The sequence below is a fragment of the Bacteroides sp. 41_26 genome (genome assembly GCF_949740115.1).
In the GTDB taxonomy this organism is placed as follows: Bacteria; Bacteroidota; Bacteroidia; order Bacteroidales; family Bacteroidaceae; genus Bacteroides; species Bacteroides nordii.
The window spans coordinates 1-16,308 of sequence record NZ_CATJGZ010000072.1; the positions used below are offsets into that span (position 1 = coordinate 1).

14 protein-coding genes are annotated in these 16,308 nt (G+C 42.1%); 5 read left to right on the forward strand and 9 right to left on the reverse strand.

Annotation, left to right across the window (positions count from 1 at the left end; all coding sequences use genetic code 11):
• Positions 1–432: 432 nt before the first annotated feature.
• The 4 genes from QX565_RS10125 to nfo all read left to right on the forward strand — a co-directional run bounded on the left by QX565_RS10125 (position 433) and on the right by nfo (position 6,506).
• Positions 433–1,380, forward strand: a complete 948-nt coding sequence (locus QX565_RS10125) for an ROK family protein (protein ID WP_289292687.1) — start codon at positions 433–435, stop codon at positions 1,378–1,380.
• A gap of 28 nt (positions 1,381–1,408) precedes the next feature.
• The gene (locus QX565_RS10130; protein WP_221648549.1) at positions 1,409–2,671 is read left to right on the forward strand and encodes a sugar MFS transporter; all 1,263 of its coding nucleotides are present in this window, start codon (positions 1,409–1,411) and stop codon (positions 2,669–2,671) included.
• Between the two features lie 142 nt (positions 2,672–2,813).
• Complete coding sequence (locus QX565_RS10135; protein ID WP_289292696.1) at positions 2,814–5,456, forward strand: DUF4962 domain-containing protein; 2,643 nt, start codon at positions 2,814–2,816, stop codon at positions 5,454–5,456.
• 207 nt (positions 5,457–5,663) lie between these two features.
• Positions 5,664–6,506: a deoxyribonuclease IV gene (gene nfo / locus QX565_RS10140; protein WP_289292688.1), complete on the forward strand. Its 843-nt coding sequence runs from the start codon at positions 5,664–5,666 to the stop codon at positions 6,504–6,506.
• A gap of 420 nt (positions 6,507–6,926) precedes the next feature.
• Here the strand turns inward: nfo and QX565_RS10145 are convergent, their stop codons facing one another.
• Both QX565_RS10145 and QX565_RS10150 read right to left on the reverse strand, forming a co-directional pair.
• The gene (locus QX565_RS10145; protein ID WP_221648551.1) at positions 6,927–7,610 is read right to left on the reverse strand and encodes a hypothetical protein; all 684 of its coding nucleotides are present in this window, start codon (positions 7,608–7,610) and stop codon (positions 6,927–6,929) included.
• Positions 7,611–7,734: 124 nt separating this feature from the next.
• Positions 7,735–9,306, reverse strand: a complete 1,572-nt coding sequence (locus QX565_RS10150) for a ClC family H(+)/Cl(-) exchange transporter (RefSeq protein ID WP_221648552.1) — start codon at positions 9,304–9,306, stop codon at positions 7,735–7,737.
• Positions 9,307–9,530: 224 nt separating this feature from the next.
• Here QX565_RS10150 and QX565_RS10155 point away from each other — a divergent pair, with 224 nt between their 5' ends.
• Positions 9,531–10,562, forward strand: coding sequence for an aldo/keto reductase (locus QX565_RS10155; protein ID WP_289292689.1), 1,032 nt, complete (start codon positions 9,531–9,533; stop codon positions 10,560–10,562).
• Between the two features lie 128 nt (positions 10,563–10,690).
• On the opposite strand, the gene QX565_RS10160 is transcribed toward QX565_RS10155, so the two are convergent.
• From QX565_RS10160 to QX565_RS10190, 7 genes are all read right to left on the reverse strand, one after another.
• Positions 10,691–10,867 carry a DUF4250 domain-containing protein gene (locus QX565_RS10160; RefSeq protein WP_289292690.1) on the reverse strand — a complete coding sequence of 59 codons (177 nt, stop codon included), beginning with the start codon at positions 10,865–10,867 and terminating at the stop codon, positions 10,691–10,693.
• Between the two features lie 117 nt (positions 10,868–10,984).
• The gene (locus QX565_RS10165) at positions 10,985–11,380 is read right to left on the reverse strand and encodes a hypothetical protein (RefSeq protein ID WP_289292691.1); all 396 of its coding nucleotides are present in this window, start codon (positions 11,378–11,380) and stop codon (positions 10,985–10,987) included.
• A 64-nt stretch (positions 11,381–11,444) separates the two neighbouring features.
• On the reverse strand, positions 11,445–13,001 hold the full coding sequence (locus QX565_RS10170; RefSeq protein WP_289292692.1) for a carboxypeptidase-like regulatory domain-containing protein: 1,557 nt from the start codon (positions 12,999–13,001) through the stop codon (positions 11,445–11,447).
• Positions 13,002–13,019: 18 nt separating this feature from the next.
• Positions 13,020–13,877 carry a FecR family protein gene (locus QX565_RS10175; RefSeq protein ID WP_289292693.1) on the reverse strand — a complete coding sequence of 286 codons (858 nt, stop codon included), beginning with the start codon at positions 13,875–13,877 and terminating at the stop codon, positions 13,020–13,022.
• Positions 13,874–14,425: an RNA polymerase sigma-70 factor gene (locus QX565_RS10180; protein ID WP_195571596.1), complete on the reverse strand. Its 552-nt coding sequence runs from the start codon at positions 14,423–14,425 to the stop codon at positions 13,874–13,876. Before QX565_RS10180 ends, QX565_RS10175 begins: the two co-directional genes overlap by 4 nt.
• A gap of 46 nt (positions 14,426–14,471) precedes the next feature.
• Positions 14,472–15,734, reverse strand: coding sequence for a carboxypeptidase-like regulatory domain-containing protein (locus QX565_RS10185; protein ID WP_289292694.1), 1,263 nt, complete (start codon positions 15,732–15,734; stop codon positions 14,472–14,474).
• 384 nt (positions 15,735–16,118) lie between these two features.
• Positions 16,119–16,308: hypothetical protein (locus QX565_RS10190; RefSeq protein ID WP_289292695.1), on the reverse strand; the 190-nt coding region annotated here is incomplete at its 5' end.

A 16,308-nucleotide genomic window follows, 5' to 3' on the forward strand; every position in this document is an offset into this window, starting at 1 on the left:
CGAACTCGCTTCGCTCAAACAATCGCCCCTTTTTGACGCTTCACTGCGGGCGTTCGCTTGACGGAGAAAAAATGAGGCCGGAGGCCGTTCATCAGCGGAACTACGGTTTAGGATGAGGTAGAGATATGTGATATAAAAGTAAATATATTGCAATATAATTAATGTAATATAGTATACATCTTTAGTTACAAGAAGTATTGTATGCTATCTACCATCCGAATGGTCCCCCCCGGCCTCATTTCCGCAGCGTCAAACGGAACGGAGGTGAAAAGCGTAAGAAGGGGCGATTGTCTGAGCGAAGCGAGTTCGAGCCCCTTTAGCTTTTCACCGTAGTGCAGTAGCGGAGGAAATGCAGCCTTGATCTTTTCTTTTGGTATCTTTTCTTTTGCATCAAGGCAAAAGAAAAGTACATCCAACTTAATAAGATATTTTATGAACAACCTATATGCTATCGGCATCGATTTGGGTGGTACCTCCATCAAATACGCCCTGATCAGTAATAAAGGAGAATTCCTGTTTCAAGGAAAACTGCCCTCTTTAGCTGATGTCTCGGCAGAAGCCGTAATAGAACAATTGATAAAAGCAATCAATGAAGTAAAAGTTTTCGCCACTGAACAAGGATACAATATCGAAGGTATTGGTATTGGTACACCAGGAATTGTAGACGAAACCAACCGCATAGTTCTCGGAGGAGCCGAAAACATCAAGGGATGGGAAAAGCTTCCCTTAGCGGATACAATTGAAAAAGCTACCGGACTCCCTACTTTACTTGGCAATGACGCCAATCTGATGGGATTGGGAGAAACAATGTATGGAGCAGGACAAGGAGCAACACATGTTGTGTTTCTGACTGTCGGTACAGGAATCGGAGGAGCTGTTGTGATTGACGGCAAACTATTCAACGGTTTTGCCAACCGAGGGACGGAACTAGGACATGTACCCCTCATCGCCAATGGAGAGGCTTGTGCTTGTGGTTCAGTAGGCTGTCTGGAACATTACGCTTCCACATCGGCTCTGGTACGTCGTTTTACACAACGTAGCGCAGAAGCAGGCATACAATATCCTGGAAAGGAGATCAATGGTGAGCTTATTGTCCACCTCTACAAAGAGGGAAATAAACTTGCTACAGAATGTTTAGAAGAACATTGTGACTATTTGGGACATGGTATTGCCGGATTTATTAATATCTTTAGCCCGCAACGCATTGTTATTGGGGGCGGACTGTCCGAAGCGGGAGACTTCTACATAGAGAAGGTCAGCCGGCAAGCGCATTGTTATGCCATCCCCGATTGTGCAGTCAACACTGAAATCATTGCAGCTCGTCTGGGTAATAAAGCCGGGAGTATAGGAGCAGCGGGGTTAATATTTAATCGACGATAGTACAAAAGAATTCTGAAACACTATTATTATGAAAAGAAACTTTGGAATGCTGGCGCTCATTATGGCGTTTTGGTTCACTATATCTTTTATTACCAATATTCTGGGGCCGCTGATACCGGATATCATCCACAACTTCAACCTGAGCGACCTGGCAATGGCAGGATTTATTCCAACTTCTTTTTTCCTGGCATATGCCATCATGTCTATCCCTGCCGGATTGCTGATTGACCGTTACGGAGAGAAACCGGTACTTTTCTGTGGTTTTTTAATGCCGTTTATTGGTACCATTCTTTTCGCTTGTCTTCATACCTATCCCATGTTATTAGCCTCATCCTTTATCATCGGGTTAGGTATGGCGATGTTACAAACAGTACTGAATCCATTGCAACGTACTGTAGGAGGTGAAGAAAACTATGCTTTTGTTGCCGAACTGGCACAATTTATGTTTGGTATCGCTTCATTCCTCAGTCCATTGGTTTATACCTATCTGATACGGGAACTGAATGCTGACACCTACGTCGCCGGACATAATTTCCTACTCGATCTGTTGGCAGATGTTACTCCGAGAGAAATGCCCTGGGTATCTCTCTACTGGGTCTTTTCCGCACTATTACTGATTATGCTGATTGCAGTCGGCATCTCACGCTTCCCGAAAATCACTCTGCAGGAAGAGGAAAAAAGCGGTACCACCAGTTCCTATCTGGAGTTATTCAAACAGAAGTATGTCTGGTTGTTCTTTTTGGGTATCTTCTGCTATGTAAGCACAGAACAGGGAACTTCCATATTCATGAGTACCTTCCTTGAGCAATATCATGGTGTCAATCCACAGACAGAAGGTGCACAGGCTGTCAGTTATTTCTGGGGACTGATGACGGCAGGTTGCATCGTCGGCATGTTCCTGCTGAAACTGATGGACAGTAAGCGGTTGTTGCAAATTTCAGGATTCCTCACTATGATATTGTTACTGACCGCTTTATTTGGTACACGTGAAATGTCGCTGATTGCTTTCCCGGCTATTGGATTCAGTATCTCGATGATGTTTAGTATCGTCTTCTCTCTGGCTCTGAATTCAGCACGAAAACACCACGGTTCATTTGCCGGGATTCTTTGTTCGGCGATTGCAGGTGGTGCAGGTGGTCCAATGATTGTCAGTACACTGGCAGATGCCACTTCACTACGCATAGGTATGCTGAGCATTTTGATATTCGTAGGATACATAACCTTTATAGGCTTTTGGGCACACCCGCTTATCAACAATAAAACGGTGAAATTAAAAGAACTTTTTAAATAATGTGATAATGTGCCAATATGCCAATGTGCCAATTGGCTGCGCGACGTTTACTCACCGCATGGTAATTGGCATATTGGCATATTGGCACATTAGCACATTGGCACATTATTTAATTGGCATATTATTATTAATTAGTCTTTAAATCATGAAACGAATCACTTACTATTTCCTCTTCGCCGCCCTCCTGTCTTCTACTTCAGTAGGAGCGCAGAACAGCATCATGCATCTGACGCAACCTACACTTATGCATGAGGTACGCGAAACTCCTTCCCCACTCGACGGACAACACATTGCAATGAACCCGCCACGCTTCATGTGGCCGGATAAATTCCCTCACCTCGGCGCTGTACTCGATGGCGTGGAAGGTGAAGAGCATAAACCACACGTAACTTATCGCATACGCATCGCCCGCGACAAAGACTTTCGGCAAGGAGTCATTACCGCTGAACGTAACTGGGCTTTCTTCAATCCGTTCCAACTCTTTGAGAAAGGTACTTATTACTGGCAACATGCTTATGTAGACAAGAACGGTAAAGAAGAGTGGTCACCTGTTTATCATTTCTATATAGATGAGAATACGCGTACTTTCAATCCACCTTCATTGCAAGAGTTACTCACTAAACTTCCTGCAGAACACCCTCGTATTCTTCTCGACTTTAAAGAATGGAACGACATCATCGTCCGAAATCAGAATAATCCGGAAGCGCAGTCTTACATCACCAAAGCCGATAAATGTATCATGCACCCCCTGAAACACCTGGCAGAAGAAATTGATACCAGCGCAGTGGTGAAACTAACAAACATCGTACAGTACAAATCCGCCCTTATCCGCGAAAGCCGAAAGATTGTAGATCGTGAAGAGAAAAATATAGAAGGCATGATACGTGCTTATCTACTGACTAAAAACGAGGTATATTATCGTGAAGCAATGAAGCGTCTTACCGAAATCCTCTCCTGGAAAGACAGTAAGTATTTTGCCGGTGACTTTAACCTCGGTACAATTCTCTCCATGAGCACTTCGGCTTACGACGCCTTCTACCACCTGCTCACCCCTACTGAGAAAACTCTTTTACTGGGTAGTATCCGGGAAAATGGAAGTAAATTTTTCGAAGAATACGTCAACCATCTTGAGAACCGTATTGCCGATAATCACGTTTGGCAAATGACTTTCCGTATCCTTACAATGGCTGCATTTGCTACTTACGGCGAACTCCCCGAAGCCTCTACCTGGGTAGATTATTGCTATAACGAATGGGTATCACGCCTGCCGGGACTTAATGCAGACGGAGGATGGCATAACGGAGATTCCTATTTTCACGTGAACATCCGTACACTGATTGAAGTACCCGCTTTCTTCTCACGCGTCACCGAATTCGATTTCTTTGCTGATCCATGGTACAATAAGAATGCATTGTACGTTATCTATCAGCAACCTCCTTTCTCTAAAGCTGCCGGACAGGGAAATTCTCACGAAAATCAAAAGACTCCCAGCGGAGCACGTGTAGGTTACGCCGATGCATTGGCACGTCAATGCAATAATCCGTGGGCGGCTGCTTACGTACGATTTATCAAGGAACGCCAACCGGACATCTTCCAAACTTCTTTCGAAGCAAAACCTGCCGACCTTACCTGGTATCGTTGTATCACTAAAAAGCCTTTCCCGGCTGAAGATGTTTTCCCCATTGGTAAACGTACCCTCGATGATATGCCACAGACACACGTTTTCAATGAAACGGGATTAGGGAATATGAATACCTCTCTGGGAGAACCGGAGAAGAATGCCATGCTCTCCTTCCGCAGTAGTTCTTACGGAAGTACCTCACATGCACTTGCCAATCAGAATGCATTCAATACGTTCTACGGTGGTAAAGAGATTTTCTATAGTAGCGGTCACCGTACAGGTTTCACTGACGACCATTGCATGTATTCTTATCGTAACACCCGTGCCCACAACTCTATCCTCGTGAACGGTATGGGACAGAAAATAGGAACAGAGGGTTATGGCTGGATACCGCGTTGGTATGAAGGAGAAAAACTCTCTTATTTTGTAGGCGACGCTTCAAATGCTTATGGCAAAGTGACCTCTCCTCTCTGGCTCGAGCGTGCGCGCCTCAGTGGAACAAAGTTTACTCCGGAGAATGGTTGGGATGAGAATAAATTGAATATGTTCCGCCGCCACGTTATCCAACTGGGTAAGACAGGGGTTTATGTCATTTATGATGAGCTGGAAGGAAAAGAACCTGTAACTTGGAGCTATCTGTTGCATACCACCTCATTCCCAATGGACGTAAAACGTCAGTCACCTGATGCTATTACCATTACAGGGCACAATGCGGTTGACGGTGTATCAGTTGCCCATCTGTTCAGTTCTGCTCCTGTGCAAGAAGCCTTGACAGATACATTCTTCTGCCCACCTACCAACTGGAAAAATGTGACGGACAAAAGTGGAAAGACCGTAAAGTATCCCAATCACTGGCACTTCTCGGCTACAACATCACAAGCTGCCACTGCTCGTTTTCTGACTATCATCGATACACATGGCAAAGACCGGGCAGATATGAAAGTGACCCGTAAAGGCGACACTTGGCAGGTAGGTGACTGGGTTATCCAATGTAACCTTACCCCGACAGGTAAAGCCGCCATCAGCATAAGTAACAAGACAGAGAAAGCATCTCTGATTTATGACGCTGCCAAAAACGAAGGTGCCACATTCATTAATGAACAAACAGATGGAAAAAAAATCGAAAAGAAACTGGTAGACTATCTGCCCGATTTCGAAATATAGTACTTCCCGGTGCTTCCCGCACGAGGAGGTGCGACAAGCGATAATGAGGCTAAAACGCAGATTAACGCAAATTTCCGCAAAGAAGAACAAGTATAAGACTAAAATAACGGTCTTTTTAATCTGCAGAAATTTGAGTTAATCTGCGTTTCATCAGATATAATAATTGTTATCTTTGCATGTAAATGTAATAAACTAAAAAGAAACAGTATGAAATATATCGGAGCACATGTCAGTGCCTCGGGAGGTGTGGAAAATGCCCCTGTCAATGCACATGAAATAGGCGCTAATGCCTTTGCACTTTTCACTAAGAATCAACGCCAATGGATAAGTAAACCTCTGACCGAAGAAAGCATTTGCCTTTTTAAAGAGAACTGCGAAAAGTATAACTTCAAACCGGAGTATATTCTTCCCCATGATAGTTATCTTATCAACCTGGGACATCCCGAACCGGATGCACTGGAGAAAAGCCGTGCCGCCTTTTTAGACGAAATGCAACGTTGCGAACAGTTGGGACTGAAACTGCTAAACTTTCATCCGGGCAGTCATTTGAATAAAATTTCAGTAGAAGACAGCCTTGACCTCATTGCAGAAAGCATCAATATCACGCTGGAAAAGACGAAAGGAGTAACGGCAGTTATTGAAAATACTGCGGGACAAGGCAGCAACTTAGGAAATGAGTTCTGGCATCTGAAATATATCATCGATCGTGTAGAGGACAAAAGCCGGGTTGGCGTCTGTCTGGATACCTGCCACACGTTCACGGCGGGGTACGATTTCCTTGGAGACTATGATGCCGTGTTTAACGAATTTGAAGAAGTAGTAGGATTCCGCTATCTCCGTGGAATGCACCTCAACGATTCAAAGAAAGAGTTGGGTAGCCATGTAGACCGCCACGACAGTATCGGAAAAGGGCTGATCGGTTTCGCTTTCTTTGAAAAACTAATGCACGATCCACGCTTTGACAATATGCCGTTGATACTCGAAACAATAGACGAAACGTTGTGGCCCGAAGAAATAGCCTGGCTGCGGGAACAATCGGAAAACAAGTAAACCAATCGTTTTCTTAAAATAAAAGGGAAAAGCTTGACTTTGACAAAGTAAAGTAGTATCTTTGTAAGAGTAATGATAAAGTATATTCAGATTAAACTGAGGTAAAAGAGGGAAGTTATAACTTTCCTCTTTTTTTTCGTCCTCCTCGTTCAAAGCACTCCTGAGCAAGGTTGTTAAGTAAGTTTTCCTCGGTACTTACATGAATTTCCTCGGTATGAAACGGTTTATTACCTGGTATGTTATGATTCATTTCATACTATGTTGCGATGCAAATACTACTGTGTTGCAATGCAACAGATACTTTACAACGAAAAGTGCCCTTTTTAGTTAAGAATCAATAAATCGACTCTTGACAAAAAGAAGCTGGCGGAAACCGATTTGTAAACAAAAGCGATCTCCGGTATAAAAGTAAACGATCTGTTACTTGCGCGCTGCTATTGCCAGAAATATACCAAGTACCACTCCCAATAAAGCCGCAAACAATACACGTGCATCACCCGGCAAAAGGAAAGTTATGGTATGGGCAGGAAACCAGAAAAACGGAATAGTCTTCTTAAAAACAAAGCCCCATTGTACTTTCCAATTAAGATTCTGCAAAATCTGCCCCATAGGAATAGGGGTAAAGAAGCCCTTCATCGTACCTCCGGTAGCAAGAATGTGAGTATCAGTAACCTTATGCAGGGTCATAAATACTGGTCCGAAAATGGTATTCATCGTTACAGAAATAGCCAACGCCAACAATACCTTATCAATAGAAAGAGGGCCGGACATTATACTACCGGCATCCGCCACTCCTAAATAAGAAGCAAAGGCAGGAACTCCGTTAGAGAAAACAACAAAAGCCATGTTGATCCCCAATCCGAGTAATCCCCAGACAAACGCACGGGGCAAAATACCAAAACCACGGCGATGATAAGAACCGGTACTGATACGAAGCCCAATCACCTCGCCCAAAGTGGAAAGAATGGCAAACTTGATAAAACTCATTACCATACCATGAGAAGCGTTAAACTGCTTATAGGCATCATACACCACATCACTCAAGAAAAAAGGGAGGAAGCAGACAAGCACGCAAAGAAAAAAAAGAAAATCGTGTTTTTTCATTTCTATAGTTGTATTTCAGTATGGCTACAAATATAGATAAAAGAAATGAAATTCAAAGAATTATCAGTCAAAAGTGCTGGTATATCCCATAAATCAGCATACAAATGCTCTATACGATCCGTTATTAATAGATATTTGCCATGCTTACCAATGGTTCGTATAACTTTTCGATGTCTTGTGCATCCATCTCTATTTGTACCTGATCTCCCGGAATAAGCCGGGTACCGGCCGGTGTCAGGTCTTTCCGGTCACGGTGTACATTGATAATGATACAATGTTCGGGTAATCTTAACTCATTCACCTCTTTACCATCCAGATAAGAACCGGTCATGATCTCTACCGAGAGTGTATAACGCTTCTGCTGCTGAAAATCGGGGGTATTTATCATATCGTTGTATAAAGTGACATTGAAAGGCTTTATTTGCAATAACTCCGTGAAATAATACGTCAGTCCGCCCACCACCACAGAAGGATAGAAAACTTCAAAGTGTCCTGTTATCTCTGTTATCAGAACAATAGCCGTCAGTGGTGTCCGGATAACAGCAACAAGAAAAGCAGACATACTGATCAGCATAATATAACTCACATTCTCCTGAGCTATAAACCCTCTTTGTACCAATATCAGAGCTACAATCTGCCCGAATAACCCACCAGTCACCAACGTAGGGATAAAATTTCCTCCCGGCAATCCGGAAGAGATGGAAAGTGCCGTAAATACAAAATGAACCATCATCATTGCCAACACCCACATAACCTGCTTACTCCCATCAGTGACCTGTTCTAACAGGAATTGTTCGCCTCCTCCCGTCAGATTCACTTGCAACAGTGAAATAGCATAAGCAATCACTAACAGGTAGAGCATCTTCATATGCACAGGATGTTTCACCTGCGAATAGACTTGTTTGAAATACAACGTCAATTCAGAATAAAATTTTCCAAAGAGAGAGATAACCACTGCAAGTAACAGGAATAGTTTTACCTGAGATAAAAAGGGAAGCAATGGTTCGATGGCATCTATAAGACGATAAGGACTGATGGGAAATATCCAGCTTGCCACCCCCCCGGCTACCACACCGGCGAGTAACGTAGTAATAGCAGTTTTCGGTGCATCAAAGCGTTCGATTGATTCAATTACTAACAATGAGGAAGCGAGAGGGGCCGAAAATGCAGCTGCCAGGCCGGCACCTGCTCCGGCAGCCAGAAGTTGTTTACGCTCTCCGGCAAGTACCCGCGTCCATTTGGAAACAAGGCAACCAACGTAAGAGCCAATCTGTACAGAGGGACCTTCACGCCCTAAAGACAACCCCGCAGTCAATGCAAGAACTCCTCCCACAAACTTAGATACCATTTCTATAAAAGGATGCTTATAGGAGATGCGGCCATTGATAACCCCTCTCGTTTGCGGAATACCACCACCGGTGATGAGCGGCATCTTACGAACTAACCAGGAAACAAAGATAAGTATTCCCCATAATGCCAGGAACAACATAATATGCCAATACCAACGGGGATGAGCGTCAAAGAATGTGCGCCGGATATCGAAAAAAAATTGTAACAGATAATGATAAGGCACGGCAATAAGCCCTGTCAGCAATCCCACAAAGATGCTGACAAAGTACAATCTGGCATCAATCAACTTTAATTTCCAGACATGCCATCCCCTCACTCCTTTCAAGCTTTTCCAGTGTTCGAACATACCCCAATAAGATATTTGCCGGGTATAACAATGAAACAACAAGAGATGTTTGTGGACGAAAGGTTATTTATCTGTATCCTGTGTTTAGCTAATATCTGTATAATTATTATCCGGAGACGTTTTACTTCATTTCTTTCAGGTTTTATTGCCCAAAATGCAACTTTATCATAATAGTAATCGTTATATATATACATTTACTATTATTCAAAAAATCAGAAACATTTATGGAATACAGACAATTAAACGGCTCAGGACTTTTTGTTCCGGCATTGAGCTTAGGAACAGCAACCTTTGGAGGTACTCACGGGTTTGAAGGTTGGGGAAATACAGGTGTTGCCGAAGCTACCCGCATGGTAGATATGTGCCTGGAAGCCGGACTAAATCTCTTTGACACAGCCGATATTTATTCCCGTGGCTTGTCGGAAGAGATACTTGGCAAAGCTATTTCCGGAAAGCGAGACCGTCTTCTCATCTCCACCAAAGCCACTTTTCCAATGGGAGAAGACCGGAACGAAATGGGAGCTTCCCGCTTTCACATTATCAATGCCTGTGAAGCCAGTCTGCGACGTTTGGGAACAGACTATATCGACATCTATTATATGCACGGCTTTGATGGCGCTACTCCGTTGGAAGAGACCCTTAGCGCACTGAACAATCTTGTTCAAAGCGGAAAGGTACGCTACATCGGATGCTCCAACTTCTCCGGCTGGCAGTTAATGAAGTCACTGGCTGTTTCCGACAAATACGGTTGGTCACGTTATGTAGCCCACCAGGTGTATTACTCTTTGCTCAACCGTGAGTTTGAATGGGAGCTGATGCCACTTGGCGTCGATCAGCAAGTTGGTACATTTGTCTGGAGTCCGTTAGCAGCAGGACGTTTGGGAGGACGTTATCGTCGTAATAATCCGATTCCGGAAGATGGAAGAGTGGCCCGTGGCGGTGCTCCGGTAGGTGATGAAATCATGTCATACGATCTTCTTTACAATATTATTGATGTTCTGGAAGATATTGCGGGAGAGCTAGGAAAGACAGTGGCACAGGTAGCACTAAACTGGCTATTGCAACGTCCTACTATTTGCAGTCTTGTAATTGGTGCACGAACCGAAGAACATCTGAAACAGAATCTCGGAGCCATCGGCTGGAGTCTGACAACAGAACAAATAAAGCGGTTGGATGAGGCAAGTAAAACGCCAAAGATATATCCGTATTGGCATCAGAATCAGTTTCCTGAACTAAAATCACAACTGATATTTTAATACATCCTACTGCGTACTGTACATTGATAAGTAAATATAAAAGAGTTGTTTCACTGATTATTAAGTAAATAATTATAAAATGATTGGTGAAACAATTTACAATTAAACAACTCTATTATAACAACAGGTTACCAAAACTTATTATGTTCCGGACTATATTCAAAGCCTGCATTTTTGAGCTGATTAATGATGTCCTCTTTCTCTACATGCAGATCATCACACAATTCATCCAACGAAGAATAGTTATCACGAAGCTTCATATTGATGACACTAAACAACATCATCGGGTCTTTAGGTAATTCCATATTAAAACACTATTTTGTAACCGGGGTACAAAGATATAGTTTTTCAAGATTAACAGATGCAGATACAGCAAGTTTTATGCATACATTTGCTCCACTCCTGCATACCGTTTTTTTTATTCACCCGTTTATTTCCAGCAGTTTTATCAGGCTTGTCCGTTGGATAGAGAATGTATTCCCTTCTTCCTGGACATACTTGAGCAACCAGAGACCGTCCTGTCGGAGTTTAGATTTTTGCAGGACATGATCTGAAGACATATCTTCTGACAATTTCAGCATACTCATAGCAGCAAGTTCTATTTTACCCATTTCGTCAGGATCGCCTTTATACCGTTCGATCAACTCCCGCATATCCATATCAATCAACTGCTCGGCAGGAAAGCCTAAAATTTGTCGGGTCAGGCAATCATACTCTACCCACTCTTGCTTACGAAATTTCTTCTTATTCAGAATAGCATTTGCAATCAAAGAGATAATTTCCTGAATCATCCGTACCAGATAGTCTTGTTTAATCATATCTTTTCGTATTCATTGAATATATTTCATTCAAACTGCAAAATAACAAATATCCTGCTTATCTTCACTCCTCTTGATGAACTGTTTTTTCTATCTTTAACGTTACCTTCTCTATTATCTTACTCAACTCTTCCTCTAACGGGATCGTATTAAACTCTTCCCAGAAACTTTCATCATATTTAAAATCAATATCTGCAAGTACTGTATGTATTGGTACCCTTTCAGTACGGGAAAAACGGGCCACATTATCCCTATCCACCTTGCATGTTACCATTTCGAACCATGTATGCAAAGTGGGATTACTGAACAGTGCCCGTTTTTTCTTCATCCTAAAAAACAAATCGCCACGGATATGGTGAATATAGTAAGTACCTCTCCACGGTTTATATGAAATAGTATATACCACCTTTTGTGCTGTCAGATTTACACTGGGAGCTTGCCGGACAACAAAAATCCTTGTAGCTTTTTTTATATACCGGGGTTGCATTTCAATTCGTGCCTGTAATAAAGCCCCATTTTCCGAATCAATATATAACTCCCCGCAATAAAGCGGTTCTTTAACCCCTTGCTTCTGCTCAAAAGAAACCACATTTACACAACGGTCATCTATAGAGGTGATGCCACCGGAAGTATATGTATACGGATTATCTTCTGCATCAACAGATAGAAAATCCGGTAGATCTTTCATGATATCCAGTTGCAGGCAAGCCTGAATACCCGCCCTAATCTTAGCAATCAGGCTATCTGTACTTTCACGGTTATCCATCCGGCTCATCTTCAGTAACTTCACCTGATCCAACACCCCGGATTCATCCAGAGGAGATTTATAAACTTTGAATACAGCTTCCGTCAGATTCTGAAACTTGTTCTTTAACTGAACTCCCTCCCGGTAAAATGTCGTCAGATGAACTGGGACCAATGAATAATTTTCCTCTCGCCGCTTTAGCATTTCCCTCAACAACTTTTTGGGTTCTACCAACCGGATCAGAACCTCCTGCAAGGGAACGATTTTAGGCTCCAGACTCAGTATATTGTCACGACCCATAAGCATAGCCGCTTCAACATTCTGCGCTACATAACCCAAATGAGAAAAAGAAAGAACCCCATCTCTCAGAGAGTCGGGTAAATGAAGTCTGAACTCTCCGTCTTTATTTGTAATATTACCTATTGAAGTACCTTGAATTGTCACTGATGCATTGACCACAGGCTCCCCGGTTTCTTTATCCAACAAAGTACCGGTAATTGTGGAAAAGGCTGGCAAGGGCAATTGGCTCTCTTTTTTTATATTCTTATTCTTTTCTACAGGAGGCAGGATTAATATATGTCCTCCAATCACCTTTAAAACCAATCTCCTGTTACCGGTTATTTCATAGATAGCCTGCCGAATTGTACAGTCTTTCTCCTTCGTCTTTGTCACAACATCATTGTTCACGACCTTACTATCATAAACAAAAAAATATCCGGAACGTTCTGAGACTTTACCCAACAAGGAATACACCGTACCTTTCATCTTAGGCAGACTGATAACACGATCCAGAACATCATCTCCACCTGCTCTTATTGTACCAGCAGCAATAAAAAGCAGTCCGAAGAAAAGCAGACAGAGAGGATGTAATTTCATATTTTTAAACTTTAAGAATCATCGTTCGGACAAAATCAGTTTATCTCCTTCACGAGTACATTTCAAATTTAACGCCCAACAGATCAGTTCGGCAACCGTATCGGGCGAGTTGTCCAGAAACTCAATAGTCAGCTTGCGTTTACCCAAATCCAATGAACCTGCTTGTATCTGCAACGCAGAATTTTCAGCATTCACTACCTGCAGGATATCTTCCAGGCTTTCATCCTTAAAACGTATGTTCTTTGTATAAATATCAGACTCATTACCTTTTGAGGTCTCACTTAACTGCAACTGTTGTGCTTGTAATGTAACCGTTTCGCCCGCATTCACAAGAACACTGTGACCTCCCCGTTTCAGTGATACCTTCACCTTACCACGTCGCACAGACAAACTAAACGGAACTTCTTCATTACTACGGACATTAAAAGCTGTACCCAATACTTCTATCTGTACCTTCTCGGTTTCAATCAGGAAAGTTTGTCCATGTTTCTTCGCTACATCAAAAAAGGCTTCTCCATGCAAGTTAACCTCTCTCTTATCCGTGGCAAAATGTTCAGGGTACTGTAATACACTCTCCTGCCCCAAATAAACAATAGAGCCATCTTCAAGAGTAGTGACCAGCGTTGACTTCTCTCTGTTTTCCTGAGTTACCAGATTAAGATTTCCAGTATCATTTCCCGGCATTAACCACCAAACAGACATCAGACAGATCACTCCTGCCAACATAGCAGCAGCTACAGTTCCCCATTTTAAGAAAAGCCTACGACGGATCACCTCCTCTCCCGCCTCTACAAGCAGGCTGTCTTTATCCAAACGAGCATACAAGTGCCTCCATGCCTCATCTGTCCTCACTTTATTTTTATTTACTTCAGTCATTTCGTAAGAATATAATTATCTATTTCATTTCGTAAAGTCCGGAGTGCTTTTGTCATCTCTGCTTCCACTGTTTTGACAGACAATGAAAGAGACGAAGCAATCTCTACATATTTCTTTCCTTCCATACGATGCATTTCAAATATCCTGAGTCTGCGCCCCGGCAGTTTATCAAGTGTATGGCGGATAACCTCCTGCAACTCCTCATACTCCAATTGCCGATGAGGATCAGACACCTGTTCTGAAACATTATCTGCCAGCACATACTCCCGATACCGTTCTCTGACTTCTCTATGCTGGCAGTATTGAAGCGCTTCATTGCGTGCAGCCCTGTACAGATAACTTTTAATGGATTGAAATATCTGCAAATGTTCCCGGTCTTTCCAAAATACGTAGAAGAGTTCTTCTACTATCTCTTCGGCAGCTTCCACTTCGCCTGTTATACCTGCAGCATACCAGCAAAGGGGTGAATAATAGCGACGGAAAATTTCCTCGAATGCTTTTATATCACCCTCTTTTATTTTAGCAAGTATGAACAGTTCATTTAGCATACCCGAATCATTATTGGTACCAAATATATAAAAAACTATCTGAACTCTAACGAGATTGCTTTTTCAATTTGTTCACAGCGTGCTCCAAAGACTCAGCAGGTTCAATGATATTGTATTCTTTCCAGAAATCTTCGTTCCAGTATTCATCTACTAAATCATAAAACACTTGCTTTTCTTTGAAAGCCGTCTTATTAGAAATAGCTGTAAAGTTATCCTCTTGCCTGTCTGTTACCACCATCTCAGAATAAACTGTATATCCCGAAGAGAAGAGGCGCTTCTTCCAATCACATTTGAAACGGATGGTATTCCATATATAGTTCAAATACGTCTTCCCATTCTGCTCTTTATAAGTCACCAGATAAGATACTTCCTGTGGCTTAAACTGTAAGCCCAAAGGTTTCTTATGTAAAATAGCTTCCACGGCTTTCGTTTTATTTTTCATATCCAGCGAGAACTCTGCCCGAGTAAATGCCAGCTTCTCAAAATCTATATATAGTTTCCCATAAAACAATGCATACATCAGGTTAACTTTGGGCCGAAAACTGATTACATATTGCATACGGTTATCAAAATTCACAGGCTCTTCGATGTGAAATTCATAATAATCCAAATCTCCCATATTCAGCAATGCATCCTGATTCTTCACGACATCCAGATAAATAGCCAAACTGGGACCTCCCACTACCTTCACAGCCAATGTGTCACTGGTTTTCTGACTCAGCAAACGACGCCCTTTCTGGAGTTGTACCTTATCTTTCACAGGTACACGGTCATTATAAGCTGTCTTATATACATCTATAACAGCCTCCGACACACTGATATAACGACGCCTCTTTTGTACTGTTTCTCTGTAAAATGTTGTCAGCATATTCTCATTAGGAGAATAGTTTACCGGGATTTTTCTAATTGCTTCTTCCACAATACCACGGGCATTATTACCAAAAATCACAATCTCACTCAGTAAATTAGGTGCCGGCATCATCCATACAGTCAATGCAGATAAATCCTTATTTTCTTTCAAAGAGATCTGAGTATTGAGGTACCCGATATGAGATACTTCCAGCCCCCGGACTATTTCAGCATCTTTGATCTTAAGAGAGAATAGACCATCTGAATTTGTTACCGTCCCAATATTTGTACCGGGCACAGAAACATTCACATTCTCCAGCTTTTTCCTATCATCCTTGTTTCTCACAACCCCTGTAACCGTGAAATAGCCATCCACTTCTTCCCGTGCCTGCAAAGGTGCAATATCCAATAGTAAGAAAAATATCAACCAGCCCATTATAACTCCAACTAACTTTTTCATCTTCGTATGATTTTAAAGGTGAATAATTCTTGCTTTCTACTTATAAGATCGCTTAGAAGTAGAAAACCCTATTAAAATTCGATGAATAATTTTTCTTCTTTTGCATTATATCCGGAATTAGTCAATATTTCCATCTTAAACCACTGATAATCAAGTAATATAAGAATGTACACTTTTATACCTCAATAATGTACACTCTTGCTATGGATCATTGTACACTTTTGCAAAGTTGAAAAATACTAATTAAAAATAGTGCTAATAGAAGTACAACTTTTGATTAGTTAGTATACTTCCTCCTAAAAGGATTTCTAGAAAAGAGAGAGAGCCGTAAGTCAATGACCTACGGCTCTCTCTTTTAATATATTAATCGTTTACTGATCGATTTTACTTCACTTCTTCGAAGTCTGCATCCTGAATATGTTCATCCTGTCCACCATTAGACTGTCCACCAGCTTGTTGTCCAGCGTTCATATCCGGACCAGCCTGAGCACCACCTTGAGCACCGCTCTGTGCATACATTTCAGCACTTGCAGCCTGGAATGCAGTATTCAGTTCTGCCATAGCAGTATCAACA